The organism is Sphingomonas sp. Sphisp66 (assembly GCF_047324325.1).
Taxonomy (GTDB): domain Bacteria; phylum Pseudomonadota; class Alphaproteobacteria; order Sphingomonadales; family Sphingomonadaceae; genus Sphingomonas.
In genome coordinates this window covers 995,244-1,022,088 of the sequence record NZ_CP168508.1, presented here as the reverse complement: position 1 = coordinate 1,022,088, position 26,845 = coordinate 995,244, and the positions used below count along the sequence as shown (strand labels likewise).

25 protein-coding genes are annotated in these 26,845 nt (G+C 66.6%); 10 read left to right on the top strand and 15 right to left on the bottom strand.

Features of this window, described 5'->3' with window-relative positions:
* Positions 1–70 precede the first annotated feature (70 nt).
* The 3 genes from ACEN8G_RS04985 to ACEN8G_RS04975 all read left to right on the top strand — a co-directional run bounded on the left by ACEN8G_RS04985 (position 71) and on the right by ACEN8G_RS04975 (position 2,866).
* Complete coding sequence (locus ACEN8G_RS04985; RefSeq protein ID WP_413414789.1) at positions 71–1,204, top strand: EpsG family protein; 1,134 nt, start codon at positions 71–73, stop codon at positions 1,202–1,204.
* Positions 1,205–1,307: 103 nt separating this feature from the next.
* Positions 1,308–2,291 carry a Gfo/Idh/MocA family protein gene (locus ACEN8G_RS04980; RefSeq protein WP_413414790.1) on the top strand — a complete coding sequence of 328 codons (984 nt, stop codon included), beginning with the start codon at positions 1,308–1,310 and terminating at the stop codon, positions 2,289–2,291.
* On the top strand, positions 2,288–2,866 hold the full coding sequence (locus ACEN8G_RS04975) for an acyltransferase (RefSeq protein ID WP_413414791.1): 579 nt from the start codon (positions 2,288–2,290) through the stop codon (positions 2,864–2,866). Before ACEN8G_RS04980 ends, ACEN8G_RS04975 begins: the two co-directional genes overlap by 4 nt.
* 6 nt (positions 2,867–2,872) lie before the next feature.
* On the opposite strand, the gene ACEN8G_RS04970 is transcribed toward ACEN8G_RS04975, so the two are convergent.
* Positions 2,873–3,418, bottom strand: coding sequence for a serine O-acetyltransferase (locus ACEN8G_RS04970; RefSeq protein WP_413414792.1), 546 nt, complete (start codon positions 3,416–3,418; stop codon positions 2,873–2,875).
* 203 nt (positions 3,419–3,621) lie between these two features.
* On the opposite strand from ACEN8G_RS04970, the gene hisH reads away from it, so the two are divergent.
* Genes hisH through ACEN8G_RS04955 form a run of 3 tightly spaced genes read left to right on the top strand, consistent with a single transcriptional unit; the run spans position 3,622 to position 6,139 of the window.
* Positions 3,622–4,233: an imidazole glycerol phosphate synthase subunit HisH gene (hisH, locus tag ACEN8G_RS04965; RefSeq protein ID WP_413414793.1), complete on the top strand. Its 612-nt coding sequence runs from the start codon at positions 3,622–3,624 to the stop codon at positions 4,231–4,233.
* A complete protein-coding gene (locus ACEN8G_RS04960; RefSeq protein ID WP_413414794.1) occupies positions 4,227–5,000 on the top strand; it encodes an AglZ/HisF2 family acetamidino modification protein in 774 nt (257 codons plus the stop codon). Before hisH ends, ACEN8G_RS04960 begins: the two co-directional genes overlap by 7 nt.
* Positions 4,997–6,139, top strand: a complete 1,143-nt coding sequence (locus ACEN8G_RS04955) for an N-acetyl sugar amidotransferase (RefSeq protein WP_413414795.1) — start codon at positions 4,997–4,999, stop codon at positions 6,137–6,139. Before ACEN8G_RS04960 ends, ACEN8G_RS04955 begins: the two co-directional genes overlap by 4 nt.
* A 6-nt stretch (positions 6,140–6,145) precedes the next feature.
* Here ACEN8G_RS04955 and ACEN8G_RS04950 read toward each other — a convergent pair whose 3' ends face one another.
* From ACEN8G_RS04950 to ACEN8G_RS04940, 3 genes are read right to left on the bottom strand one after another with little or no spacing between them, the layout of a single operon-like run.
* Positions 6,146–6,706 carry an acyltransferase gene (locus tag ACEN8G_RS04950; protein ID WP_413414796.1) on the bottom strand — a complete coding sequence of 187 codons (561 nt, stop codon included), beginning with the start codon at positions 6,704–6,706 and terminating at the stop codon, positions 6,146–6,148.
* Positions 6,703–7,980, bottom strand: coding sequence for an oligosaccharide flippase family protein (locus ACEN8G_RS04945; protein ID WP_413414797.1), 1,278 nt, complete (start codon positions 7,978–7,980; stop codon positions 6,703–6,705). Before ACEN8G_RS04945 ends, ACEN8G_RS04950 begins: the two co-directional genes overlap by 4 nt.
* Before the next feature lie 37 nt (positions 7,981–8,017).
* A complete protein-coding gene (locus ACEN8G_RS04940) occupies positions 8,018–9,031 on the bottom strand; it encodes an SDR family NAD(P)-dependent oxidoreductase (protein ID WP_307118327.1) in 1,014 nt (337 codons plus the stop codon).
* 126 nt (positions 9,032–9,157) lie between these two features.
* Between ACEN8G_RS04940 and ACEN8G_RS04935 the strand changes: the two genes are divergently transcribed.
* Positions 9,158–10,468 carry a glycosyltransferase family 1 protein gene (locus tag ACEN8G_RS04935; protein WP_413414798.1) on the top strand — a complete coding sequence of 437 codons (1,311 nt, stop codon included), beginning with the start codon at positions 9,158–9,160 and terminating at the stop codon, positions 10,466–10,468.
* Positions 10,469–10,477: 9 nt separating this feature from the next.
* On the opposite strand, the gene ACEN8G_RS04930 is transcribed toward ACEN8G_RS04935, so the two are convergent.
* The 5 genes from ACEN8G_RS04930 to ACEN8G_RS04910 form a co-directional block, all read right to left on the bottom strand.
* Positions 10,478–12,292 carry a hypothetical protein gene (locus tag ACEN8G_RS04930; RefSeq protein ID WP_413414799.1) on the bottom strand — a complete coding sequence of 605 codons (1,815 nt, stop codon included), beginning with the start codon at positions 12,290–12,292 and terminating at the stop codon, positions 10,478–10,480.
* A 121-nt stretch (positions 12,293–12,413) separates the two neighbouring features.
* Complete coding sequence (locus ACEN8G_RS04925; protein ID WP_413414800.1) at positions 12,414–13,547, bottom strand: glycosyltransferase family 4 protein; 1,134 nt, start codon at positions 13,545–13,547, stop codon at positions 12,414–12,416.
* A gap of 54 nt (positions 13,548–13,601) precedes the next feature.
* Positions 13,602–14,561 carry a Gfo/Idh/MocA family oxidoreductase gene (locus ACEN8G_RS04920; RefSeq protein WP_413414801.1) on the bottom strand — a complete coding sequence of 320 codons (960 nt, stop codon included), beginning with the start codon at positions 14,559–14,561 and terminating at the stop codon, positions 13,602–13,604.
* Complete coding sequence (locus ACEN8G_RS04915) at positions 14,558–15,061, bottom strand: acyltransferase (protein WP_307118322.1); 504 nt, start codon at positions 15,059–15,061, stop codon at positions 14,558–14,560. Before ACEN8G_RS04915 ends, ACEN8G_RS04920 begins: the two co-directional genes overlap by 4 nt.
* A gap of 2 nt (positions 15,062–15,063) precedes the next feature.
* On the bottom strand, positions 15,064–16,236 hold the full coding sequence (locus tag ACEN8G_RS04910; protein ID WP_413414802.1) for a DegT/DnrJ/EryC1/StrS family aminotransferase: 1,173 nt from the start codon (positions 16,234–16,236) through the stop codon (positions 15,064–15,066).
* Between the two features lie 206 nt (positions 16,237–16,442).
* Here ACEN8G_RS04910 and asnB point away from each other — a divergent pair, with 206 nt between their 5' ends.
* Positions 16,443–18,458, top strand: a complete 2,016-nt coding sequence (asnB, locus tag ACEN8G_RS04905) for an asparagine synthase (glutamine-hydrolyzing) (protein WP_413414803.1) — start codon at positions 16,443–16,445, stop codon at positions 18,456–18,458.
* A gap of 3 nt (positions 18,459–18,461) precedes the next feature.
* Here the strand turns inward: asnB and ACEN8G_RS04900 are convergent, their stop codons facing one another.
* The 6 genes from ACEN8G_RS04900 to ACEN8G_RS04875 all read right to left on the bottom strand — a co-directional run bounded on the left by ACEN8G_RS04900 (position 18,462) and on the right by ACEN8G_RS04875 (position 24,451).
* Positions 18,462–20,009: a hypothetical protein gene (locus ACEN8G_RS04900; protein WP_413414804.1), complete on the bottom strand. Its 1,548-nt coding sequence runs from the start codon at positions 20,007–20,009 to the stop codon at positions 18,462–18,464.
* Position 20,010: 1 nt separating this feature from the next.
* A complete protein-coding gene (locus tag ACEN8G_RS04895; protein ID WP_413414805.1) occupies positions 20,011–21,282 on the bottom strand; it encodes a nucleotide sugar dehydrogenase in 1,272 nt (423 codons plus the stop codon).
* Positions 21,283–21,371: 89 nt separating this feature from the next.
* Positions 21,372–22,655 carry a sugar transferase gene (locus ACEN8G_RS04890; protein ID WP_413414806.1) on the bottom strand — a complete coding sequence of 428 codons (1,284 nt, stop codon included), beginning with the start codon at positions 22,653–22,655 and terminating at the stop codon, positions 21,372–21,374.
* 180 nt (positions 22,656–22,835) lie between these two features.
* Positions 22,836–23,438: an FKBP-type peptidyl-prolyl cis-trans isomerase gene (locus tag ACEN8G_RS04885; protein ID WP_413414807.1), complete on the bottom strand. Its 603-nt coding sequence runs from the start codon at positions 23,436–23,438 to the stop codon at positions 22,836–22,838.
* A gap of 93 nt (positions 23,439–23,531) precedes the next feature.
* A complete protein-coding gene (gene rpsU, locus ACEN8G_RS04880; RefSeq protein ID WP_010545388.1) occupies positions 23,532–23,738 on the bottom strand; it encodes a 30S ribosomal protein S21 in 207 nt (68 codons plus the stop codon).
* 143 nt (positions 23,739–23,881) lie between these two features.
* Positions 23,882–24,451, bottom strand: coding sequence for a DUF3617 domain-containing protein (locus ACEN8G_RS04875; protein ID WP_413414808.1), 570 nt, complete (start codon positions 24,449–24,451; stop codon positions 23,882–23,884).
* Between the two features lie 89 nt (positions 24,452–24,540).
* On the opposite strand from ACEN8G_RS04875, the gene ACEN8G_RS04870 reads away from it, so the two are divergent.
* Together ACEN8G_RS04870 and ACEN8G_RS04865 are read left to right on the top strand one after the other, a co-directional pair.
* The gene (locus ACEN8G_RS04870; protein WP_413414809.1) at positions 24,541–25,830 is read left to right on the top strand and encodes an MFS transporter; all 1,290 of its coding nucleotides are present in this window, start codon (positions 24,541–24,543) and stop codon (positions 25,828–25,830) included.
* A 267-nt stretch (positions 25,831–26,097) separates the two neighbouring features.
* A complete protein-coding gene (locus ACEN8G_RS04865; protein WP_413414810.1) occupies positions 26,098–26,844 on the top strand; it encodes a response regulator in 747 nt (248 codons plus the stop codon).
* The last annotated feature ends 1 nt before the right edge of the window (position 26,845 follow it).

Genomic DNA, 26,845 nt, shown 5'->3' with positions numbered 1-26,845 from the left:
ATACGCCCGGCCCGAAACCAAAACCCGAATTGCGGGTCCCGCGCGCCGCTGGCGACTTGCGTGCACGACGGTGGAGCGATACGCGGGCACCGAGAAGCGCGGTCCGCTGGAGGCCGGTGATGTCGGCACGGAGACCGCCTTGTTTCCCTATTGGGTGCTGTTCTCGATCTTCGCCTTCGGAGCGATAACGCACGTCCTGCGTCCGCGTGGCGAGAAGCAGGCGACGATCCTGCTGTACGTCGCGATCTTCGTCCTGATGCTGATGGTCGGCCTGCGCTACAAGGTCGGCGCCGACTGGAAGAACTACGAAGAGATCTATCGCTATCTGCAAGGCGCGACGGTGCCGGAACTCCTGCGCATGCAGGACCCGGCCTATATGCTGCTCAATCACCTGGCGCAGACGCTGAATCTCGATGTGTGGTTCGTCAATCTGTGCTGCGCCGCGCTGTTCTCCTGGGGCCTGTTGCGCTTCGCCGAGCGCGAGCCCAACCCCTGGCTGACCATTGCCGTGGGCGTGCCGTACCTGATCATCGTGGTGGGCATGGGCTATACGCGCCAAGCGACTGCGATCGCCATCGTCATGGCCTCGCTTCGGGAATTCGAGGATCACCGCTATTTCCGGACCTTCGTGCTCTTCATCCTGGCGGCTAGCTTCCACAAGAGCGCGATCCTGATCATTCCGCTGATCGTGGCGTCCAGTCTCCGGCACCGTTTCGCCATCTACAGCGTCGGCGCCGCGCTCGCCGCGCTGCTCTTCTTCGTGTTCCTCGATCAGTTCGTCGACACGCTCTTCTCGAACTATCTCGATGCGGAGCGCAGCTCGCAGGGCGCCGGCATCCGCATCGCGATGAACCTGCTGCCCGCGGTGCTGTTCCTGACCTTGCAGAGCCGGTTCGCGATAGGGGAGCAGGAGCGCCAGCTCTGGCGGAACTTCTCGCTGGCGACGCTCGCGACCGTGGCGGGGCTGATCCTGATCTCCTCGTCCACCGCAGTGGATCGCCTGGCGCTCTATCTCATCCCGCTCCAGCTGTTCGTGATGGGGCGTCTCCCCTATGCCTTCCCGGCCCGGGGCAGGCGCAGCGACGTGCTGGTCTTCGTCGTGCTGCTCTATTCGGCGCTGGTCCAGATCATCTGGCTGGTCCTGGCCCAGCACGCCGAATATTGGCTGCCCTACCAGACGGTCATCCCCAACCTTCTCGGCTGACGGCCTTCAGGCAAGCGGGGTTGCGCTGGACGAAGGCCGCTTCTAATCAGCGGCTGAAATCCGGGAGCGCGGAGCTCCGATCAGACCGAAGGCGGGACGGATCATGTCGACAATCAAGAACTTCGCGCTCATCGGCGCAGCCGGTTACATCGCCCCGCGCCACATGGGCGCGGTAAAGGCCACGGGAAACCGTATCGTCGCCGCCATGGACCCCAACGATTCCGTCGGCATCCTCGACAGCTACTTCCCGGACAGCGCGTTCTTCGTCGAGTTCGAGCGGTTCGACCGCCATATCGACAAGCTGCGCCGCAAGGATGACGGCCGCAAGGTCGACTATATCTCGATCTGCTCGCCCAACTATCTGCACGATTCGCACATCCGCTTCGCACTGCGCGCCGGTGCCGATGCGATCTGCGAGAAGCCGCTGGTGGTGAACCCCTGGAACGCCGAGGCGCTGCAGGAAATCGAGGCGGAGAGCGGCCGCAAGGTCCACACTATCCTCCAGCTGCGCCTGCATCCCAGCATCATCGCGCTGCGCCAGCGCGTCGCCGATGCGGTGGCCGCCGATCCGGACGCGCATTTCGAAGTCGACCTCACCTACATCACCAGCCGCGGTGCCTGGTATTTCGCGTCCTGGAAGGGCGAGGAGACCAAGTCCGGCGGTATCGCCGCCAATATCGGCGTCCACTTCTTCGACATGCTGCTCTGGGTGTTCGGCCCGCTGGTCGAGAACAACACCCATCTGCTGACCTGGGACGTCGGCAGCGGCGTGCTGCGCTTCAAGAACGCCAGCGTGCGCTGGTTCCTCTCGGTCAACGCCGAATATCTGCCCGACTGGGTGCAGGCCAAGGGCCAGCGCACCTATCGCAGCATCACCATGGGCGGCGAGGAGATCGAGTTCTCCGACGGCTTCACCGACCTCCACACCGAGAGCTATCGCCAGATCCTGGCCGGTAACAGCTTCGGGCTCGACGACGCCCTGCCGGCGATCCGCCTGGTGCACGAGATTCGGACCGCGCCGCAGCTCAAGTCGTCGAGCGCGATCCACTCGCTCGCCGACCTCGCCGTACGCACCGCGGCGGAATGAGCTACACCAGGCACGACAGCGCGATCGTCGACGAAGGCGCGCAGATCGGCGAGGGCTCGCGGATCTGGCACTTCGTCCATGTCTGTAGCGGCGCACGGATCGGCGTGAACGTCTCGCTGGGCCAGAACGTCTTCGTCGGCAACGACGTGGTGATCGGCGACGAGTGCAAGATCCAGAACAACGTCTCGGTCTATGACGGCGTGCGCCTCGCGGATGGCGTGTTCTGCGGGCCGAGCATGGTGTTCACCAATGTCTACAACCCGCGCTCGCTGATCGTCCGCAAGAGCGAATACCGCCAGACCAATGTCGGTCGCGGCGCGACGCTGGGCGCCAACTGCACCGTGGTGTGCGGTGTCACGATCGGCGAATTCGCCTTCGTCGCCGCCGGCGCGGTAGTGAACCGCGACGTGCGCCCCTATGCGCTGATCGCCGGCGTTCCGGGCCGCCAGATCGGCTGGATGAGCCGGTTCGGCGAGCGGCTTGAGCTTCCGGTGGAAGGCGATGGCGAGACCGTCTGCCCGCACACCGGCGAGCGCTACCGGCTCAGCCAGGGCGAACTCCAGCTCCTCGCCTGAGGGCGCTCAGGCGCCCTTCATCACGCGCTCCCCGGCCCCGCCCTCGGCGATCACCTTGGCGGGCACGCCGGCGAGCGTGACGCCCGGTTGCTCGAACGACTTGGTGACGACCGCATTGGCGCCGATCACGCAATTGTCCGCGATCCGGATCGGCCCGTAGAGCTTGGCGCCCGGGCCGATATAGACATTGTCGCCGATCCGCGGCGAATATTTGTGTGCCTCTTCCGGATCGACGAAGAACGCCGCCCCGCCGATATGCGCGCCCATGTGAATGCGGCAGTTCTTGCCGATCCGGGTGGTCGGGTCGATCACCAGCAGCCCGTAATGGACGATCGCCAGGCCCGGACCGAAGATGTTCGGCCCCAGGCTGAAGCCGAGCCGTACGGAAAGACGGCGGAACCAGAGCTGGATCGGAATGCGCATCAGCTTCGGCTTGCCGGTGTTCAGCAGATACTCGTAGTAGCGCAGCAGCAGGGTGAAGCGCGCCACCGGGTCGAGCAGGATCGTCCGCAGCGTCAGCGGCGAGCCGATGCTCGTGAAATCGGCGCGCACGAAAGCGCGAAAACTCTGCCAGCTGTCGATCACCTGATACCCCCGCGAGACTGGATAACGCCTCCTACGCGAGCACTTCCAATTTGTCAGCCGTCACGGGGACTTGGCGAGGTGGCAGCGGGCGGCTAAGCGGAAGTCATGCTCGCAGTGCAACATGCGGAGGGGTGCCGCCGGCCCGGCCAGCGGCAGGGAATGCCATGGATGTGACAATCGTTGACTGCGGGATCGGCAATATCAAGTCGGTCCAGCGGATGTTCCAGGCGGCGGACGGCTCGGCGGAGATCGTCGACGATCCGGCGCGCCTCGATGGCTGCAAGCGCCTCGCCCTGCCCGGCGTCGGCGCCTTCGACGCGGGCATGACCGCGCTCGCCCCGGGCTGGATCGAGCGGCTCAACCATTTCGTGCTCGAGAAGAAGGTGCCGATCATCGGCATCTGCCTCGGCATGCAGCTGCTCTGCCGCCGCAGCGAGGAAGGCACCCTGCCCGGCCTCGGCTGGATCGCGGCGGACGTGGTGAAGATCGACACCGGCGGCGACAAGGCGCTGAAGATCCCGCACATGGGCTGGTCGGTGGTCACGCCCACGCGCCCCAACCCGCTCCTGCCCGATGACGAGGGCGAGCAGCGCTTCTACCATGTCCACAAATATCGCGCCGTCTGCGATCGTGGGGAAGATGTGCTCGCCACGGCGAATTACGGCACCACCTTCACCACCGCGGTGCACCGCGACAACATCTATGGCGTGCAGTTCCATCCCGAGAAGAGCCATCGTTTCGGGCTGGCGCTGATGCGCCGTTTCCTGGCGGTCCCATGCTGATCCATCGCGTCATCCCCTGCCTGCTGCTCAGCCAGAGCCGTGGCGGCCTCGTGAAGACCCTCAAGTTCGGCAAGCCGAAATATGTCGGCGACCCGATCAACGCGGTGAAGATCTTCAACGAGAAGGAAGTCGACGAGCTGATGGTGCTCGACATCGACGCCACGCGCGAGCGCCGCGGGCCCGACTTCAAGATGATCGAAGAGCTGGCGAGCGAATGCTTCATGCCGCTCTGCTATGGTGGCGGCATCCGCACGGCCGAGGACGCGCGGACATTGTTCAGCCTTGGCGTCGAGAAAGTGGCGCTTCAATCCGTTGTAGCGACGAATCCCGGCATCATCCGCGAGATTGCCGACCGTGCCGGCGAGCAGGCTGTGGTCGTGTCGATCGACGTCAAGCGCAACTGGCTCGGGCGGCCCCAGCCCTATAGCGCGGCGGGCGTGAAGCAGCCCTCCAGCGACTGGCGCGACGCGGTCCGCCAGGCCGTGGCCAATGGCGCGGGCGAGATTCTGCTCAACGCAGTCGACCGCGACGGCACGCTGGCCGGCCCCGACCTCGAACTGATCCGCGAGGCAAGCGCCCTTGCCGACGTGCCGCTGGTGGCGATCGGCGGCATCGGCTCGCTGGACGACATGAAGGCGGCAACCGATGCCGGCGCCAGTGCCGTCGCCGCCGGCGCCTATTTCGTGTTTCAGGGCCCGCACCGCGCGGTGCTCATCACCTATCCCCGCTACGAGGAGCTTCAGGCCCTCTGGAGTAAGAACGCGTGATCCCGAATACCCAGACCTGTTCGCGGTGCATCATGGACACCACCGCGCCCGACATCCAGTTCGACGAGCAAGGCATCTGCAACTATTGCACCGCCTTCCTCGAGAAGAAGGCCAAGCACCTGCCGCTCGACGAGGAGGACCGGCTGCGCCGGCTCGGCGCGCTGGTCGACATGGTCAAGGAAGCCGGCAAGGGGAAGAAGTACGATTGCATCGTCGGCCTGTCCGGCGGCGTCGATTCGAGCTGGTCGCTGGTCCAGGCAGTCCGCCTCGGCCTGCGCCCGCTCGCCGTCCATATGGACAGCGGCTGGAACTCCGAGCTTGCCCAGAACAACATCGCCAACCTGGTGCGCGGGCTGAACGTCGATCTTTACACCCATGTGATCGACTGGCCGGAGATCCGCGGCCTGATGGAGGCCTTCTTCGCCTCCGACGTGATCGACGTCGAAGTGCTGTACGACAACGCCATGCTCGCGGTGAACTACCAGCAGGCGGCGAAGCACGGCCTGAAATACATCCTTGCCGGCACCAACATCGCCACCGAGGGCGTCGACATCCCCTCGACCTGGAACTGGCACAAGGCCGATAAGCGCAACATCGTCGGCATCTCCAAGCGCTTCAAGGGCCCGAAGCTCAAGACCTTCCCGTCGATCAGCACGCTCGACATGGTGCGCTATATCGGCGTCCAGAAAATCAAATGGGTCTCGTTCCTCGACTATCTCGACTATCGCAAGAGCGACGCGCTCGAGGTGCTGAAGCGCGACTTCGGCTACAAGCCCTATGCCTACAAGCACTATGAGTCCGTCTTCACGCGCTTCTACCAAGGCTATCTCCAGCCGTACAAATTCGGCGTCGACAAGCGCAAGCCGCACCTCTCCAGCCTGATCATGACCGGCGAGATGACCCGCGACGAAGCGCTCGAGCGCGCCGGCGGCATCGCCTATCCGAGCGAGAAGGACATGGAGGCCGACCGCCTCTATTTCATCAAGAAGATGGGCTGGTCGGAAGAGAAGTTCCGCGACTACATGTCGCGCCCCGAGAAGCCGCACACCGACTATCCGTCGGAAGCGGCCTTCTTCCAGAAGCTGCTGGCGCTCTACCGGCGGATGAACCTGCGGGTCGGCCGTATCGTCTGGAAGTGAGGTCGGTCAGTCGAAGCGGCTCTTGAGCCGCTTCGCGGGCACGCCGCCGATGATCGTGTCGGGTTCGGTGACCGAGCGCGTCACCACCGCCCCAGCCGCGATCACCGTGCCGCTGGCAATGGTCACACCCGGCAGGATCGTCACATTGGCGCCGATCCAGACATTCGAACCAATCACCACCGGCGCGCGATCGACCGGCTGATATTTGATCGGCGCCACCGGATCGGCAAAGCCGTGATTGGTGGTCATGATCGAGGTGGCGTGGCCGATCGCGACATGGTCGCCGATCGTCAGCCCGCCGCCCGCGGAGATGTTGCAGCTGCGGTTGATCGAGACGTGATCGCCCAGCTGCAGGCCGTAATAATCCTCGATGAATACGTTCGGGAAGACGAACAGCGCCGCGTGGCGCCGGCCCAGCATCCTGTCGACCAGCCGGGCGCGTGGGCTCATCCAGCCATTCGCCTCCAGCCGCGCGGTGGCGAGATAGGCACGATAGGCGAGCTTGGCGCCGATCGAGAGCGATTCAGGCCCGCGCGGGGCCGGCAGGGGCTGGCTGGTCTCGGTCATTTGGACACGCGCCTCGCAACGAGAGGGCCCGACACGGGCTGCTTCCGCCCGCGCCAGGCCGCCAGGATGAGCCAGAGCGCGAACGCGCCATATTCGACGATGAGCAGCCCTGCGGCCAGCCAGAGGAAGCTGTTGAGCTCAAGCCCACTCGCCCGCGCGATCAGATAGGCGATGCCCAGAACGGCGGCATTGGCGATGTTGTGCAGCAGCAGCCAGTGCGCCCGGCGCAGCACGAACACCGTGGTGCCGATCGACATGCAGAGGCTGCGCACCGCCAGCATCGGCGCCAGGATGATCAGGATATCGCCGGCAGGCGCCCAGCGCTGGCCGAGATAGATGGTGATGAATGGCTTGGCGAGCAGCCACACGCCGCACAGCACGCCGATCGAGAGCAGGCCCGAGGCGATGACGTTGAACTTCATCTCGTTCCAGAAATCGCCCCGCTCCTCCTGCGCACGCGCGGCTTTCTGGAAGAAAACCTGGCTCAGCGCGTCGTTGAAGAGTTGGAGGGGGAGGATGGCGATACGGTTTCCGAGAGAGTAATAGCCGACAGCCTGCTCTCCGTAGAGCGAAAGCAGCAGGAACGTGAGCAGATTGAGCGATACCGCGGCGATGAAGGTGCTGGGGATGTCGACCGTCACCTGGCGGCGATAGCGCGCGAACATCGCCCGCATCTGCGACAGGCGCGGCCGCCTGGGCGGGACGAAACGCCAGACCGCCCAGGCCAGCAGCAGCGCCTGCGCGGCGAAGCCGGCGGTGAAGCCGACGATCAGCGACATCGGATCGCGCCAGACAAAGGCCAGCCCGATCTGGACGAGCACCGTGCCGCCGGTGCGCAGCAGCAGCGAGGCCGAATTGAGCCGATAGGCGTCGTGCCGCATCAGATAGAGCGACGAGGCCGCGCAGAAACCGGTGAGGAACACGCACAGGCCGAGCATCAGCGGCAGCACCGGCGACACCCCGGCGCCGGTCACGCCCCAGTAGAGCGCCGAGCCGACGGTCGAGACCAGCCCCATCCCCGCTGCGATCGCAAGGCACAGCCAGTAGATGGCATAGCGACCCGCCTTGGGCGCGGTCGGCACCGCCAGGTCGAAGCGGCCGCAGGCGATCGCCCCGGGGATCGCGGACACCGCCACGAACATGGCGAAGACACCGAAATCGACCGGGGAATAGAGCCGCCCGAGCAGCGGGTAGCTCGCCAGATTGGCGAGCTGCGCACCGGCCGTGCCGCTGAATAGCACCATGAAGTGCTTGAGATATTGGCGCCGGTCCACGAACCCCTGCTTCCGCCGCGGGAGGAAGAAAGGCCCCTCAGGCCGCAGCTTCGGCCTTGTCGGTCTTTCCGAGGAAAGAGTCGATATCCGCCAGCGCGGTCTTCAGCGTGCCCCAGAAATCGCCCTCGAACTCGATGCCGAGCTCTTCGCGGATCTTGGTGTTCGACACGTCGAATTCCATGATGTCGCCGATCAGCGGCTCGCCATGCTCGACCGCCAGCTTCTGCTGGGGATCGAGGATCTCGAGCATGCCCTTGGCGAGCTCGTTGATCGTCACCCGGATGCCCGAGGCGGCGTTGAACGCCTGGCCGGTGGCGCGCGGGCTCAGCGCGGCGCGCAGATTGGCCTCGACCAGATCCTTGACCCAGGTGAACGAGCGGACCTGCTCGCCATGCCCGAACACGATCGGGTTCTGGCCCTGGGTGATCCGGCGCAGGAAGATCGAGACGACGCCGCCGAACTCGTTCGATTCCTGGCGCGGGCCATAGACGTGGAAATAGCGCAGGATCGTCGTGTCGAGCCCGTAGAGCTTGTGGAACACGTCGACATAGCGCTCGCCGGCAAGCTTCGAGACGCCGTAATAGGAGACCGGCTCGAAGGGATGCGTCTCGGTGGTCGGGAAGATCTGCGGCTCGCCATAGACCGAGCCGGTCGATGCCTGGACGAACTTGCGGACGCCGTGCTTCATCGACATCTGCAGCAGGTTGAGTGCGCCGCCGGCATTCACGTCGAGATCGCGGTGCGGGTTGATCAGGCAGATGTTCTTCTTCGACGCGGCATTGTGGAAAACGGTGTCGACGCCTTCGAACACCGCATCCATGGCCGGCCCGCTGTCGCACACGTCGAGTTCGGCGAAGCGGAAGTTCGGGCGGTTCGACCGGTTCTCCAGATGCGCGACATTGTCGCGCTTGCCGGCCGAGAGATCGTCCATGCAGATCACTTCGGCGCCGATATCGACCAGCGCCTCGCACAGGTGCGACCCGATGAAGCCGGCGCCCCCGGTCACGATCACCTTACGACCTGCAAGCTGCGCGGTATCGACGTCCGTCATCTGAACCCCTTAAACTGGAAAGGCCCCGGAGGGCCGTCTGGCGGCCGCATTAGCGGCAGCGCCGGGCGCGGGTCAATGCGACGTCGCGCGTTGCACACGCCGCTGCATGGCCCTAGGGCCCGGCGCATGCCGATCGCCGCCACCGATATCGACGCCGGAGCCCCACCCCAGGACAAGGCGGCGCGCCGCCCTTCCCTGCTCGTGCTGGACATGTCCTACACGCTGGAGATGATCCGCGAGCGCGGGCTGGAGAATTCGGTGACCTGCCGCGACCTGGACGGCTTCTTCCGCCATGTGTGGAGCGTCCACCCGATGGCGAGCCTGATGACCTCGCCGGGCTGGGCGAAGCGCTTCGGAAAGCCGGACTGGCACGAGCTCGGGCCGAGCCACACCTTCATCGAGGGCAAGATCGGCGCCTTTTCCTGGCTCTCGCGGGTATTCCCGATCAACTTCCTGATCAGCCAGACGGCGCTGTTCTTCACTTTGTGGCGGCTGATCCGCCGCGAGGGGATCGAAGTGATCCGCGTCGGCGATCCGCTCTATCTCGGGCTGTTCGGCCTGGCGCTTGCGCGCCTCACCGGGGTGCCGATGCTGATCCGGGTCAACGGCAACAACGACAAGATCCGCGAGAATACCGGCCGGCCGCTCTATCCCAAGCTGTTCCGGACGATCGCGATGGAGAAGCGGATCGAGCATTTCATCCTGCCGCGCGCCGACCTGGTCGCCGCGCCGAACCAGGACAATGTCGATTACTCGCTCGCCAACGGCGCGCATCCCGATCGCGTGACGATCTTCCGCTACGGCAATCTGCTCGCCCCCGAGCATCTCGAGGCGCCCGAGGCGCGCGTGTGCGACACGGCGTTCTTCGCGGGGCTGGGCCTGCGCCCTGGCCACTATCTCCTGTGCATCGGCCGGCTGCAGCCGCTCAAATATCCGGAGGACGTGCTGAAGGCGTTCGCGCTGGTCCGTGCCGAGATGGGCGATATCGACCTCGCCTATGCCGGCGACGGCCCGATGCGGGACGAGCTGGAGGCGATGGCCCGGGAACTCGGCGTGGCGGAGCATGTCCGCTTCATCGGCAACCAGAACCAGCGCGGTCTTGCCCAGCTCAACGCCTTTTCCGGCGCTGTGATCTCGCCGCTCACCGGCCGGGCGCTGTCGGAATCGGCTTTGGGTGGCGCGCCGATCGTCGCCTATGACCTCGATTGGCAGGCGGACCTGGTCCAGACCGGCGAGACCGGCGAGCTGGTGCCGTTCCGCGAGCCCGAGGAGCTTGGCCGCCGCGCGCTCAAGCTGTTGGGCGACCGGGATTATGCCGGCGCGATGGGCCGTGCGGCGCGCGCGCGGGCACTGGAAATACTCGACCCGCAGGCGCTCGATGACCATGAGCGGGCCGAGTATACCAAGCTGCTCACCCGCACCGCCAAGCGCGGATGAGCTTGCAGGTCAGGTGAAGTCGACGGCCTGGATGCTGAAATTGCACCGCAGCGACGGGATGTTGACCGCGGTGTCGCCGGACACGCCCACCCAGACTTCGTAATAGTCGCCCGCCGTGACATCGATGACGCCCGAGCCATAGGACATGCCCTGGGCGAGCACGTTGCTCGACACGCTGGTCGAAAGCGGCTTGTTGCCGTTCCGCACCAGGCTCATCTGGATCGTCGCCGTGGTCACCAGGTCCTGCACGGTGACATTGGCGTTGATGATCGCCCGCTTGATGCCCCTGGGGATGGTCAGGCGGCTGGGCGTGGCCGAATTGAAATAGCCGTCGGTATCGAAGGCTGCCGTGTCCCAGTTGAGCGGCGGGCCGGCGGACAGGTCGATGCCGGTGCGATTGGCGGTCAGCACCAGGTTCGCTGCCGAGAAGCTCGCATTGGGACCCGCGGGCACCAGCCTGGTGTCGTTGGTCTTGATGAAGCGGCTGTCGCTGGCAACGCTCGTCCAGAACCGCCCGTTTTCCGGGCCATAGGCCTCGAGCGAGCCGCCCGACCAGCGCAGGCTGCTCCCGCCGGTGACGTTGATGCCATAGGCCGAGGCGCTGCCGCTCGGATCGACGCGCCCGATCGACTTGCAGTTGGTGAAGGACATGGTGGACTCAGTCCAGTCCGAGCCGATCGCACCACCGTCGAAGATGCACTGCACCGCGCTGCCCTCGACCCGGGACATGTCGACCGCGCCGCTGCCGCCGACGCAGCTGAAGCTGCTGGCGAGAAGCTGGAGGTTGGTGACCTGGCTCGCCCCGGACTGCACGAGCGCGGGGACTGCCCCCAGCATCTGGATGGTGCACCCGATGATCCGGATATTGTCCATCGGCCCCGAGGCATCGGCGATCAGCTCGATGCCGGCAAAGGCGTTACCGGTGGCGCTGCACGCGATATAGGTGATGTTGCGCGACTGGGTGAGGGGATGGAAATAGGTCCCGATCAGGTCGCCGTCGCCATCACGGGCGTGGCAATTCTCCAGCAGCACGCCGTCGGACGCGGTCTGCTCGAAATTGATCTGGCAATTATAGCTCCAGCAATCGCGGAAAGTGCCCGAGGCGAAGAAGAAGCCACCCGGATCACCCTGCGCGAAATGACCATAGCCGGTGCAGTTGGACGAGCTGGTACGCTCGACCACGAAGCGCTGCCCGCGCATCTGGAAGCCAGTCAGCCGCACCGTATCACCGGACGCGCGTATCTTGGCGCCGTCCACGGCCAGGTCGTGCACCGCCACGTCGGTGACGTCCGGAGGCATGTAGATCAGACCGTTGGTGCTGACCGTGTCGTCGAAGCTGTCGAGCGCGACGATCCGGGTCAAGCCGGCGCCAGCGCCGCGCAGGGTCTTGCCGGTCTCGAGAACGATCGACGAGGCGATGCCGAACGTCCCTGCCGGCAGCACGACGATGCCGGAGGCGCAATCCTGCAGCGCCGCGTTGATCGCGAACGCCGCGTCGTCGAGCGGATCGCACGGCAGCAGGGGCACGATGCCGAACGGGGCCATCGCCGCCTCGACCAGGCCGGCCGAGACGCTGTCGACATAGTCCTTGCTCGCCGCATCGGTCGGGTCGACCGGCCAGGCCATGTTGGTGCCGCGATAGCCGCCATGGTCGAGATCGGCGGTCATCCCCGCCTGCCCGTCACGCGTGAGGCAGTCGCTCAGCGCATCGGCGATGTCGAGAATGGTGGTGTTATAGTCGGCCGGCGGGATGGGCACGAGCGGATCGGCCGGAAATACCGGGGGCGCGGGCGGAACATAGGTACCGGAGCCGTTGAATGGCATGTCTTGCCTCCATCATGGTGGGGATCCCACGCAGGAGGTCACACCCTCAAATCCTATATTGCAAGCAAACACATGTGTCTGACCGGTGCGTTTCCGAAACAAAATCCTTAACGCAGGCCGATCAGCGCGATTCCGCCCCGGCGCGGGCGTAGAGCGCCTCATAGGCGCGGGCCATCGCCCCGGCGCTGTGATGGGCGAGCACATGGGCGCGCTGGCGTTGGGAGAGCGCCGTGCGCTCGCCGGCATCGGCGAGCAGGCGCGCCGCTTCCTGCGCCACCAGCGCCGGATCGGGATCCGACCAGATCCAGTCCGCCTCGCCGCGGCGATGCTCGGCGAGCGCCTGCACCGCGACGACCGGGGTGCCGCCCGCGGCAGCCTCCAGCCCGGCAATGCCCGTGATCGGGCCGACATTGACGCTGACATAGACGTCCATCGCCGCCATCGCCGTGCGCGGGCTCAGAACCATGCCGGGAAGATGCAGCCGGTCCCCGATCCCCAGGCGCTCGCCCTCGGCGCGCACCGCATCGAGCATCGGCCCGGTGCCGCCCATCAGGAAATGGACGCCCTCGCCAGCCTGGTGGGCAATCCCGGCAAAGGCGGCGACGATCGCCAGCGGATTGCGCTCCGCCTGGACGCGCCCGATCGTGCCGACCAGCGGCGCATCCGCGGGGATGCCGAGCCCGGCACGATAGGCGGTACGCTCCGCGGCGCCCACCGGGGCATCGTCCACCGCCACGCCATTGGGGATGATCGCCAGCGGCAGCGCGGGATTGCGCTCGGCGAAGCGCGTCCAGTGCGCATCGCGCGCCATCAGCGCCAGGCCGTCGCGGCCCCGCGCCAGGAAGGTCGACAGCAGGAGCTGTTGCCGCCGGATCGGCATGCCGACGCCGTGGAAGGTCTCGACGATGCGCGGACGCTTCGATCCGGTGATCCGCCGCAGCCAGCGCAACTGGGTGCCGAGCGCGGCGGCGAAGGTCAGGTGGCAGTGCACCACATCCTGCTCGCGCAGCCAGGACCAGTTGGCGAGCAGCCAGAAGGGCAGCCGCAGATAGCGCCGATAGCGCGACGGCGCGCCGCGCATGTGGCGAACGGTGATTTCGGGGCGGAGCATCCCCTCGCCCAGCGCGGGATCCTCGGGATGCGCGACGACGACCGTCACCGCGTGCCCGGCGGCGCTCGCCTCATTGGCCAGGTCGATCAGCACCCGCTCCGCGCCACCCTTGGTGAGCGCGGGGATCACATGGGTGATCTTCATGCGCGCGTTCCCTGCCGGTCCGACATGCGGACCGGACGCGGGTCGGCAAGTGCCTCAGCCAAGGATCGCCTTCAGGATCTGGTCGCAGACGATCATCGCATCCACGCCCTCGCGCACGCCCGGCGCACCCGGCGCCGGATTGCCGCGGCACGAGCCGAGGAACGCCTGGAGCTCGAGCTGCAGCGCCTCGCGCGGCTGGACCTCGATCTTCTCCTCCAGCGCGGTGATCCGATAGGGCTCGCCCGGACGCTGCTCGACTTCGGACTGGCGGCTGAGCGTGATCTCCTTGCGGAGCAGCTCGCAGTCGACGAACATGTCCTTGCAGGTCGCCTGGATGCTGCGCATCTTCTTGTCGGTGATCCGGCTCGCCTGGATCCGCGAGAAGCGGCCATTGGCATGCGTGAGCAGCGCCGCGGCATAGTCGATCATGGGGCCCTCGGCGACGCCGTGCGCGGAGACCGCGACGGTGGGGCCGTTCAGGTAGAGCGCCAGGTCGATGTCGTGGATCATCAGGTCGGTGACCACGTCGACGTCGGTGATCCGCGCGCTCAGCTTGTTGGTCCGCACGAAATCGACGCTGACCACCTGCTCCGATCGGTCGAGCAGCTTCTTCATCTGGTCGACCGCCGGGTTGAAGCGCTCGATCAGGCCGACCTGGAAGTTGAGGCCTCGGCCCTCGACGAAGTCACGCATCGCGAGCGACGTCTCTAGCCGGTCGGTGACCGGCTTCTCGACGAAGATGTTCGAGACGTGCTTGGCCGCCAGCTCGATATAGGCCTGGTGCGTGGTGGTCGGGCTGGCGATCACCACCGCCTCGACCTCGCTCAGCGCCTGCTCGATGTCGGTTGCGACGGCGACGCCCGAGCTGCCGACGATCCGGCGCGCATTGTCTGCGTCGAGATCGTAGACGAAGCGCAGGTCGGCGCCGGCGAGCAGCGACAGGACGCGAAGATGGTTCTGGCCCATCCGGCCGAGGCCGATGATGCCGATGCGTACCGGTGCGGTTGCGTTCACGGCCTGCCCTCCACGCGGTTGCCCGCCTCATCCACATAGCCGACGCAGCGCGCCGGATTGCCCATCATCAGCGCGAAGGGCTCGACGTCCTTGGTCACCACCGCGCCGGCCGCGATCATGGCGAACTCGCCGATCACCGATCCGCAGACGATGGTGGCGTTCGCCCCGATGCTCGCGCCGCGGCGGACCAGGGTCGGCGTGACCTTCCAGTCCGGATTGTTGGCGCGCGGCACCTTGTCGTTGGTGAAGCAGGCATTGGGGCCGACAAAGACCTCGTCCTCGATCGTCACGCCATTGTAGACCGAGACCGAGTTCTGGATCTTGCAGCGGTCGCCGATGATCACGGCGTGATCGACATAGACGTCCTTGGACAGGATGCAGTCCCGGCCGATCCGGGCGCCTTCGCGCACCTGGACGTTGATCCAGATGCGCGTCCCCTCCCCGATCTCCGCGCGCGCGTCGACGCTCGCGGTGGGGTGGATATAGACGTTGTCGGCCACGCTCAGCCCTTCATCGCTTCGACGATGGTCTCGATCTCGGCATCCGGCAGATAGGGATGCATCGGCAGGCTGAACACGCGGCCGCCGAGATCCTCGGAGACGGCGAAATCGCCATCGGCATAGCCGAGATAGGCGAAGGCCTGCTGCTGGTGCAGCGCCTTGGGATAGTAGATCGCGGTGGGCAGGCCCTTGTCGGCGAGCTTCTTCTGGAAGGCGCTGCGCGCAGCGGCGTCCTTGGCGACCACGGTGTACTGCGCCCAGGCGCTCACCTGGTGGCCGGGGACCACCGGCGCGACGAGGTCGAGCCCGCTTGCCGCGATCGCCTTGCGATAGCTCTCCGCGACACGCTGGCGCTGGACCATCTCGTCGTCGAACACGTCGAGCTTGACCTGCAGGATCGCCGCCTGGACCGCATCGAGGCGGCCGGTGATGCCGAGGCGGACATTGTCGTACTTGTCCGAGCCCTGGCCGTGCACGCGGATCGAGCGGAGCACTTCGGCGAACGCCGGATCGTTGGTGAAGATCGCGCCGCCATCGCCGTAGCAGCCGAGCGGCTTGGCCGGGAAGAAGGAGGTGCAGCCGATCTCGGCTAGGCCGCCGGCGCGCGCATTGTTGGCGCTCGCGCCGAAGCTCTGCGCGGCGTCCTCGAGCACGAAGAGGCCATTCGCATCGGCAATGGCGTTGAGCGCGGCATAGTCCGCTGTCAGGCCGAACAGATCGACCGCGATGATGCCCTTGGGCTTGAGCGCCTTCAGCTCCTCGTCGGGGATGCGCGGCAGCGGGTGGATCGAGCGATCGGCAGCAGCCAGCGCCTTCACTGCGCGATCGAGCGCGGCGGGATCGATGTTGAAGCTGTCCGCCTCCACATCGACGAAGATCGGGGTCGCGCCGACCGTGGCGATCGCCTCGGCACTGGCCATGAAGGTGAAGGGCACGGTGAAGACCGCGTCACCCGGGCCGACGCCCTTGGCCATCAGCGCCATCACCAGGGCATCGGTGCCCGAGGCGCAGGAAACGCAATGCTTTACGCCAACATAATCCGCGAGCCGCTCTTCCAGCTTCGTCACTTCGGGACCCAGGATATATTGCCCGCTGCGCAGGACACGGAGCACCGAGGCTTCCACATCTTCCTGGATACGCGAGTACTGGGCCTGCAAATCGATAAAGGAAACCATGGGCGGCTTTCATTTGCTTGACACGAACGCCGCGGGAATGGCGCGAGCCCCCTCCCCAAGCGCAGGGCGCCCGTAGCACGGGCGGATCGGAAAAGGAAAGGCGCCATCCGTCGGTTCGGCGCGGCTGGGCACTGGCGCGCCGGAGGCTGCTTCGATAGACGCGCAGGCGGCGAACAAGGCGCGCCGCAAGTTACGGAGCATGAAGCATGTGCGGTATTGCAGGCCTTCTGACGCGGGGCGCAGTCGACCCGGCCAGCCTGCGCGGCATGGCCGAGGCGCTCCACCATCGCGGCCCCGACGACCAGGGCGTCTGGCAGGACGATGCGGCCGGCATCGGCCTCGCGCATCGCCGGCTTGCGATCGTCGATCTCTCTCCGGCCGGGCATCAGCCGATGCAGGACGCGAGCGGGCGCTATGTGCTCGTCTATAACGGCGAGATCTACAACCACGCCGCGCTGCGTGCCGAGATCGGCGCCGCAGCCGAGGCGGCGGGCGCGCCGATCGCCTGGCGCGGGCATAGCGACACCGAAGTACTGCTCGCCTGTATCGACCGCTGGGGCCTGGAGGCGACGCTGGAGCGCGCCGCCGGCATGTTCGCGCTGGCGCTATGGGACCGGCGCGACCGGGTACTGCGGCTCGCCCGCGACCGGTTCGGCGAGAAGCCGCTCTATTTCGGCTGGGTCGGCGGCAGCTTCGCCTTCGCCTCCGAGCTGAAGGCGCTGCTCGCGCTGCCGGGCTTCGACAATCCGATCGACCGCCGGGCGCTGTCCCGCTTCGCATCGCGCGCCTTCGTCCCCGCTCCGCTCAGCATCTACGAGCGCATCTTCAAGCTGCAGCCGGCGCATATCCTGTCGATCGACGCGGGCGCGGTTCCCGCGTCCCAGTCCACGCCCCCGGTTCCCGGCAAGGCCGAGAACGGCATGCGGCTGGAGCCTTACTGGGCCTATCGCGACGTGGTCGAGGCCGGGCTGGCCGATCCGATCACCGACGAGAAGGAAGCGCTCGACCAGCTCGAAGCGGCGCTGGCGGAGTCGATCCGCGAACAGGCGATGGCCGATGTGCCCGTCGGCGCCTTCCTCTCCGGCGGCATCGATTCCTCCACGGTCGTCGCGCTCTATCGCAAATATACCAGCGGCACGGTCCGCACTTTCTCGATCGGCTTCGAGGAAGGGGGCTTCAACGAAGCCGAATATGCCAAGGCGGTCGCCGCGCATTTCGGGACCGAGCATAACGAGCATTATGTCTCGGCTCGCGAGGCCAGGGACGTGATCCCCCATCTGCCGCAAATCTATGACGAGCCCTTCGCCGATGCCTCGCAGGTGCCGACCTATATCGTCAGCGGCTTTGCCCGCGAGCAGGTGACGGTCGCGCTGTCCGGCGATGGCGGCGACGAGCTGTTCGGCGGGTATAACCGTCACCTCGCCGTCCCCCGCGCCTGGCGCATGGCGCAGCGCGTGCCAGCACCGGTGCGTAGCCTGATCGGCAGCGGGGTCGAGCGGTTGCCCGCCCATATGTGGAACCGCATCGCCCAGTCGGTGCCCGGCTGGGGCCGGCCCGAGGTGGGAGCGAAGCTGCGCAAGGCGGCGGGCGTGATGATGCGCTCGCACAGCTTCGCCGATGCCTTCACGTCCTTCGTCGACGAATGGCATGGCGAAGCGTCGCCGGTGCTGCTGGACGAGGCGATGCCGGCGAACGACACCAGCCTGCCTTCGGCCGCCGACACCATCCAGGCGATGTATGTCGATGCGATGACCTATCTGCCCGACGACGTGATGTGCAAGGTCGACAGGGCGGCGATGGCGGTCAGCCTGGAGACGCGGGCGCCGCTGCTCGACCACCGGGTCGCCGCGGTGGCGGCGCGCATCCCGCTGGACATGAAGGTGCGCGACGGCAGCGGGAAGCACATCCTGCGCACGCTCCTGTTCCGCAACGCGCCTGCTGCGCTGTTCGACCGTCCCAAGGCCGGCTTCGCCGCGCCGGTGGGCGAATGGATCAAGGGGCCGCTGCGTGACTGGGCGGAGGCGCTGCTCGACGAGACGCGCCTGCGCCAGCAGGGCCTGCTCGACGCCGCCAGCGTCCGCGAGCGCTGGCGCCAGCACCTCAGCGGCGAGCGCAATTCCGAGCAGGCGATCTGGTCGATGCTGATGTTCCAGGCCTGGCTCGATGCCGGGAACGGCGTGCCGCAGCCTTCCTCCCCGCCCCGGCTGGCTACGGCGGGCTGAGGCTCAGCCCTCCCCCTTGCGGGGCGGGCAGCGGCCGGCGGCACACGTCGCGGGGAAGCGGCGCGTCACCCCGCCGCGAGTGAGCGTCCAGGGCGTCTCGCTGTTGCCGGCATTGCGGCTGCCCTCGGCACCGCCGGGGAGCGCCAGGATGGTGCCGCCCGCCTCGACGAAGCGGCAGTTGCGGAAGCGGCCATAGAGCGCGATCGCGCCGTGGGTGGCGCGGATCGTCACGCCGTCGAGCAGCATCTGGTCCTGGTTGGCGTTCGAGCCACCCGTCCCGCCCGCCTGGCGGATCTCGCCGCCGATGATGCGCACGCCGGTCACGCCGTCGGGGATCAGGAAGCCGCCCGGGCTGTAGGGCTGCGTGCCGCGCGGCGCGAGCGCGGGATCGTTGGTGATCAGGCAATTCTCGAACAGCTCGCCCCTGGGCCCGCCGCGCAGGTTGACCACCGCGCCGACGATCGTGGTGCCGCGGAAGCGCATGTTCTCGGCACCGGCGCTGTAATAGGCCCAGGTGCTGGTGCCGATGACCCGGCAATCGACCACGTCGATGTCGCTCACCTTGCCGCCGCCATGGAGCAAGGCCGGGCCGGCATTGTCGCTCATCTCGCATCGCTCGAAACGGATCCCGCGGACGATCTTCTCGCCTTCGGCCTCGAGATCGACGCCGGCACCCGGCGGGCTGCCGACCTGGGTGCCGCGGCGGGTCCGCCGGAACTTGCTGTCGGCGAAGACATGGCCGACGCCGCCGACCACGCTGAGCGCCTGGCGGCCATTCTCGTAGAAGTCGCACCCGGAGGTGCCCGAACCCGAGGGCGGCGTGTTCGGGGCGCCGGGATCATCGACCAGCAGGCCGTCCAGCGGATGATCATGCGCACGGACGTTGCGGACCTGCCACTTGCCGGTGTTGTTGCGGAACACCAGCCCCGAGCCCGGCAGCTGGATGCCGGCATCGCCCCAGGTCCCGCCGACCACCGCACGGCGCATGTTGCCGTCGAGCTCGAGGTCCTGGATCGAGACCGGGCCGCTGCATTCCTCGACGAAGACGAGCGCCGAATAGCCCGCCGCGATCTGCGGGCCGAAATAGGGCATCTTGTTGCGGGTGATCGCGCCGCTGGTGTCGAACGTGCCGTAGCGATAGCCGTTGACGGCGCGCAACGTGGCGCCGTTGCCCAGCACCGTCACTGCGTTGCGGCAGCCGCGGAAGCGGAGCACGTCGCGGGGCACGAAGGTGTAACCGCCGGTCGACTTGGGATCGGCCGAGCGGGTCTGGCCGCCGACGATGTAGGTCGCGCCCTTGCGCAACGAGACGGTGCCGCCGCCGGCGCGGTTGACCGCTTCCGACAGCGCCGCGAACGCCGCCCCGTCATTGGCGATCCCGTCCCCCCTGGCGCCGAACGCCTCGGGCGTGAACTGCGGCCCCTCGGGCTTGAACGCGCCGGCCGAGCAGCTCGCGAACGGCACCATCGCTGTCGCGAAGGCGCTCGCCACGAAGCCGCGCCGGCCGATCAGCGGGCCGGGAACCGCCGTGCCGGGGGCCGGCCCGCCCATCTCAGAGCGACCAGCGGGCGATATGGCCGGGCAGGCTGCGCTTGCCGAACAGGTTCTTGAGGTCGGCGAGCAGACCGCCCTCGGCGACCAGCGCCTCGAGCTGCGCGTCGGGCAGTTCGGCATAATGCGCATGCGGCACCGCGACGAGCACCAGGTCGTAGCGCCGCGACAGCGCCTCGGCGTCCAGCTCCAGCCCATATTCGTGGCGCGCCTCGTCGGCATCGGCGAGCGGATCATGGACGGTGATGTCGTGGCCGAGCGCCGCCAGCCGCTTGATCACGTCGACGACCCGGCTGTTGCGCAGGTCGGGGACATTCTCCTTGAAGGCCAGGCCGAGCACCAGCGTCGAGCCCGCACGGCCCAGCCGCGCATGGAGCTGGTCGGCGACCCAGGCGCCCATGTTGTCGTTGATCGAGCGACCCGAGAGGATGACATTCGGGTTGTGGCCGAGCTCCTGGGCGCGGAAGCTCAGATAATAGGGATCGACGCCGATGCAGTGGCCGCCGACCAGCCCGGGCTGGAACGGCAGGAAGTTCCACTTGGTCCCCGCCGCCTCGAGCACTTCCCAGACCGAGATGTCGAGCCGGGCGAAGATCTGGGCGATCTCGTTCATGAAGGCGATGTTGATGTCGCGCTGGGCGTTCTCGATCACCTTGGCGGCCTCGGCGGTCTTGATCGAGCTCGCCTCGAACACGCCGCCGCTGGTGATCGCGCCGTACATGTCGGCCAGGCGGCGGGTGACCTCGGGATTCTCGCCCGCCACGACCTTGGTGATCCGCTCGACCGTATGCTCACGGTCGCCCGGATTGATGCGCTCGGGCGAATAGCCGAGGAAGAAATCCACGCCCTGCTTCAGGCCGGTTTCCTGCTCGAGCAGCGGGCCGCAGATATCCTCGGTGACGCCGGGATAGACGGTGCTCTCATAGACGATGATCGGCTTGCGGGCCGGATCGAGCAGCTTGGCGACGCTGCGGCTGGCCGAAACGATCGGGCCGAGGTCGGGCCGGTTCTCGCCGTCGATCGGCGTCGGCACGGTGATGACGTAGATATCGGCGCCCTTGCCCTCCGCCGGATCGGCGGTGAGCGCGATCGACGACGCGGTGAGCGCATCGCCTTCCACTTCATTGGTCCGGTCATGGCCGCTCTTCAGCTCGGCGATGCGGCCGGCATCGATGTCGAGCCCGGTGACCCGGAACTTGCGCGCCAGCGCCAGGGCGAGCGGCAAGCCAACATAGCCAAGACCGACGACGACGATATGCTCGTTATTCGACATAAACCCCGTTTTCAGATTAAGCCGTACGGAAACGCGGCACGACAGACAGCACCAGACGCGACCGATATCCCAGGATCTTCACTCCGCTTCTACTTGGAGCCGAAGCCTGAGAACACGATGCCGATGGTGCGTACGATGATCAGCGCATCGAGCCACGCAGAGAAATATTTGATGTAGTAAAAGTCGTAGTGCAGCTTCTTGTGCACGGCATCCAGGTCGGTCACGTGCCCCTGGTTGACCTGAGCCCAGCCGGTGAGGCCCGGCCGCACGATGTGGCGATAGCGATAGAAGGGAAGCTCGCACTCATACCATTGGGAGAGCGGCAGCGCCTCGGGGCGCGGGCCGATCAGGCTCATCTCGCCGCGCAGCACATTGACCAGCTGGGGCAGCTCGTCGATGCGGGTACGGCGCAGGAAGCGGCCGATGCGGGTGACGCGCTGGTCGCTCGACTGGGTCATCGCGCTGTTGCGCGCATCGCCGGCGCTTTCCGGGGCGTGCTGCATGGTGCGGAACTTGACCATCTGGAACGGACGGCCGCGATAGCCCATCCGCGTCTGGCGGAAGAGCGCCGGCCCCTGCGAATCCATCCGGATCGCCACGGCGAGGACGAGCAGCGGGATCGACAGTATCGGCAGCGCGACCAGCGCGATGCCGATGTCGAACGCCCGCTTGATCTTGCGATAGGCCAGGTTGGGCAGCAGCGAGCCGAAGCTGTTCTCCGAGAGATGCTCGAGCTCGACCTTGCCGCTGAGCGATTCCCGCAGCTGCTTGGTATGGTAGATCACCCGGCCCGAGATCGCCGCCTCGGCCAGCATCCGCTCCCATTCGGGGGCGTGATCGTGGCGCAAGTCGGCGACGATCGCGCCGCGCCGGTCATCGACCGGGATCGACGGCTCGTGCATGAGGATCCACTCGATCCCCTCCACCTCGTCCATGATGCCGACATTGCCGAACGGCACGAGGTAGAATTGCCGCCGCGCCATGCGCTGGGCGAGATAATGGGCGAGGAAGCCGAAGGCGAGCGAGGAGACGAAGCCCGCGCTCAGCATCAGGCCGCTATAGGGCAGGCGGAAGCCGAGCAGCACCGTGGCGGCGACGCCATAGGTGATGGCGAAGGCCGGCATGATATAGGCGAAGCCGCGCGAGCCGGGGAAGCTCGCCACGCGCCGATAGATGAGCAGCGCGAAGACGGCCGCGGCAAACGAGGCAATCGCGCTGCCGATGATGAACGGCCCGCCCTGGGCGAGCACGTTGCTCTCGCTCAGCGCGAGCAGGAGAGGCACCGCCACCGAGCCGGCCAGGATCCCGAGCAGCTGGAAGCTGAGCGATTCGAGAAAATGGCGGGCAATGGGGGGCGCTGGTTCGCGGGTCATGAGCATATGGGCGATATCACCTGTCATTCCCCCCCGGCAGACCGTGATTGGCTTACTCTATTACTTCGCCCATCGCCCTATTCCTTTTCCGCAGGATTGCAACGCACGCATCCGGCGACGGAGGAATGGCATGGGCAGAATCAAAACCGCCGGCGGTGTGGCCGCCGGCGGTTCGAATTCCTAGCGGCCGCCCTCGGGACCACCCGGCGGAGGACCGCCCGGCGCGCCACCCTGTTGCTGCTGCATCATCTGCTGCTGCATCATCATCTGGCGCAGCTGCTCGGCGGGAATGAGATCCTTGAGCTCGAGATCGAACTGCAGGAGCTTGCCGAACAGCGGGTGCTGCGGGCCGGCCTTCTCATAAGCCTGGTTGGCCGGGATCCAGATGCGCAGCTTCGAGCCCTTGCTCATCATCTTGAGCGCTTCGTCGAAGCCGGGGATCGCGCCGCCGACCGGGATCTGGATCACGCCCGCCGGCTGGAAGACCGTGCCGTCACGCAGGGTGCCGACCGTCCAGACCGAGGCGCCATCGCCTTCCTGCGCCTTGGGGCCGGAGCCTTCCTTGAGCAGCTGATACTGGAGGCCCGAAGCCGTGGTCTGCACGCCGAGCTGGCTCTTGTTCCAGGCGAGGAACTTCGCGTCGTCGCCCTTGGCAGCAACGGCCGCACGCGTACCCGTCCAGGCCAGCGCCACCGCAATGGCGATCGCCAGAACCAGACCGGCCCAGAGCCAGGTCTTGTAGCTGCGCTTGACGGGCTGGAGCGGAACAGCGGTCACGGACATGCGATTGGGCTCCAGGCGCGGGTATCAGGCTACCGAAAGTTCACTAAGTTCACGATAGCCACGCGCGAGGACCGCGCGTGGCCGAATCGCGAATCAACGGGCGCTGTCGCGCTCCATGCGCTTCCGCTCGAGCTTGCGGGCGCGGCGGACCGCGGCGGCACGCTCGCGGGCACGCTTCTCGCTGGGCTTCTCGTAGTGACGACGGAGCTTCATCTCGCGGTACACGCCCTCGCGCTGCAGCTTCTTCTTGAGTGCGCGCAGTGCCTGGTCGACGTTGTTGTCGCGAACGATGATCTGCATAAGCCCGTCAGTGCTCCGGTCTATTCAATAGAAAAGGGTTCGCCGGAACGCGGGGTTGCGGCGTCGTGGCGGCCACCTAACAGCGCAATTCCAATTTTTCAAGCGCGAACAGGCCCTGCCTCCTCTCAGGCGCGGCGAGCCGATCAGCTCTGGGCGCCGCCCTGGCAGAGTCCGAGCCGCTTGCCATAGACCCGCATGCGAATCGCGGCATAGCCGGGCTGGCCCTTCGCGCCGCTCTTCTGGTCGACGGTCACGTCATAGGCCTGCTTGTCCATGGTGCCGGCATAGACGAGCGTGGTCTTCGCGCCGCTCGCCTGGGTGCACTGGATTTCGACGTCGAGCTTCCCGCCCTTCTGCACGAAGCGCGGGAAAGTGCAGGTGCCGGCGACCTTTTCGAGATTCTCGATGTCGAGCGGCTTGAGATCGCTCGCGGTCTGGCACTTCACCGCATGGCGTTCCTGCTTGCGCACCGCGGCCAGCTGGCTCTCCTTGTCCGGCCCGTCGCTGAAGTCGGCGGAAAGGACCTGCGTGCCCGAATCCCAGGTGCCGGGCTGCATCAGCGTCTTCGAATGCGCGGCGCGGGAGAGGCTGGCGACCTCCTGCATCGAAGCATTCCGCACGTCGATCTCGCCCGTGGCGGCGGCCTGGCGTTCCGCTTCGGACTGGCAACCGGCGAGGACAAGGGCGGCGCCGACGAGCAGCATGGCACGCATGTTCAGGAAATCCCTCTTCAAATTCGTGGCGCCACTCAGCCGATATCGCAACCAAAGACAAGCGCGATTCCTGGCGGCATAGTGCGGCGATGACCTCTGCCGACAGCGCCGCCCCGCCCCGACACCGCCTGCGATCGATCCTGGGGGGATCGGCGGGCAATCTGGTCGAATGGTATGACTGGTACGCCTATTCGGCCTTCACCCTGTATTTCGCGCCGCATTTCTTCCCCAAGGGCGACCAGACCACCCAGCTGCTCAACACCGCCGCGGTGTTCGCGGTCGGCTTCCTGATGCGGCCGATCGGCGGCTGGCTGATGGGCATCTATGGCGACCGCTATGGCCGCAAGGCGGGGCTGACGCTGTCGGTGACGCTGATGTGCGCCGGATCGCTGCTGATCGCGGTCACCCCCGGCTATGCGACGATCGGCGTCGCCGCGCCCGCGCTGCTCGTGCTCGCCCGGCTGATGCAGGGCATATCGGTGGGCGGCGAATATGGCGCCAGCGCCACCTATCTCTCCGAAATGGCCGGCAAGCGGCATCGCGGCTTCTGGTCGAGCTTCCAGTACGTCACGCTGATCTCCGGCCAGCTGGTCGCGCTGCTGGTGCTGCTGGTGCTGCAATCGCTGCTGAGCGAAGCCGATCTCGATGCCTGGGGCTGGCGCATCCCCTTCCTGATCGGCGGCGTGCTGGCGGTGATCGTGTTCTGGCTGCGCCGGCGGCTGGCGGAGACCGAGAGCTTCGAGAACAGGAAGAGCGGCGGCCAGTCGAGCCTGTTCGCGCTGTTCCGGCATCACCCGCGCGAGGCGGCGCTGGTGATGCTGCTCACCGCCGGCGGCACGCTCGCCTTCTACGCCTATTCGATCTACCTGCAGAAATTCTTGGTCAACACTTCGGGCTTCGACCGCGCGACGGCATCGCAGATCAATGCCGCCGCCCTGTTCGGCTTCATGCTGATCCAACCGCTGGCGGGCGCGCTTTCCGACCGGATCGGACGCAAGCCGCTGATGATCGGCTTCGGGGTGCTGGGCGTGCTGCTGACCTGGCCGATCTTCACGGCGCTGGAGAGCGTGCGCAGCCCCGTCCTCGCCTTCCTGATCATGCTCGGCGCGCTGGTGATCGTGACCGGCTACACCTCGATCAACGCGGTGGTGAAGGCCGAGCTGTTCCCCGCCCATATCCGCACGCTGGGCGTCGCCCTGCCCTATGCCATCGCCAATGCGGTGTTCGGCGGGACGGCGGAATATGTCGCGCTATGGTTCAAGGACGCCGGCTGGGAGCAGGGCTTCTACTGGTACGTCACCGCGATGATCGGGGTGTCGCTGGCCACCTATCTGCGCATGCGGGACACTGCGAAACATTCGCAGATTATGGAGGATTGATGAGCTATTGCTAATCATTAGCACATTTTTACCCCTGCTCTCGCCACCCAGAACTTGTTCCGGGGCCCACCGGGAGGTGAGCTTCGGACAAGAGGCCCAAACGTCAGAACGGGAGGCTTTGTGGACCCCGGCACAAGGCCGGGGTGACGTTGAAGAGGAAGGCAACGACCAACCCTTTACGGCTTCAGCCCCATCGCTCCGTCTATATGTTTCCGTGCGTTGCAGCCCTGCAATACCGGCGTTAGGCTCGTGCCCTAACCCTATGGGATGCAACTTGCAGCTTTAGCACCAGCCTTGGACATCGAGACCCGCCTGCTGATCGTCGACGACGATCCCGGTATCCGCGAGCTGACCGCGGCCTTCCTGTCGCAGCACGGCTATGTCGTGGACACGGCGTCGGGCGCGATCGAGATGCGCACGCTTACCGCGCGCCATGACTATGCCCTTGTCGTGCTCGACGTGATGATGCCGGGCGAGGACGGGCTCTCGATCCTACGCTCGATGGACCGCGAGGCCGGGCCGGCGGTGATCCTCCATTCGGTGATCGGCGAGGATATCGACCGGATCGTCGGACTGGAGATGGGCGCGGACGATTATGTGCCCAAGCCCGCCAATCCGCGCGAGCTGCTGGCGCGCATCCGCTCGGTGCTCCGCCGCAGCCAGAACGACCGCGCCGCGCCGGCGGCGACGCCGATCCGCGCCTTCATGCGCTTCGCCGGCTGGCGGCTCGATCCCGTGGCGCGCCAGCTCTGGGATCCGGACGATGTGATCATCAACCTGTCCGACGGCGAGTTCCGGCTGCTGCTCGCGCTGGTCGAGCGGCCTCGCCGCGTGCTGACCCGCGACATGCTGCTCGACATCTCGCGCGGGCCCAATGCCGAGCATTTCGACCGGGCCATCGACGTGCAGATGAGCCGGCTGCGCAAGAAGCTCGCCCGCCCGGGCTCGGAAGACCTGATCCGCACGATCCGCAACGAAGGCTATATGTTCGTCACCGAAGTGGCGACCAAATAGC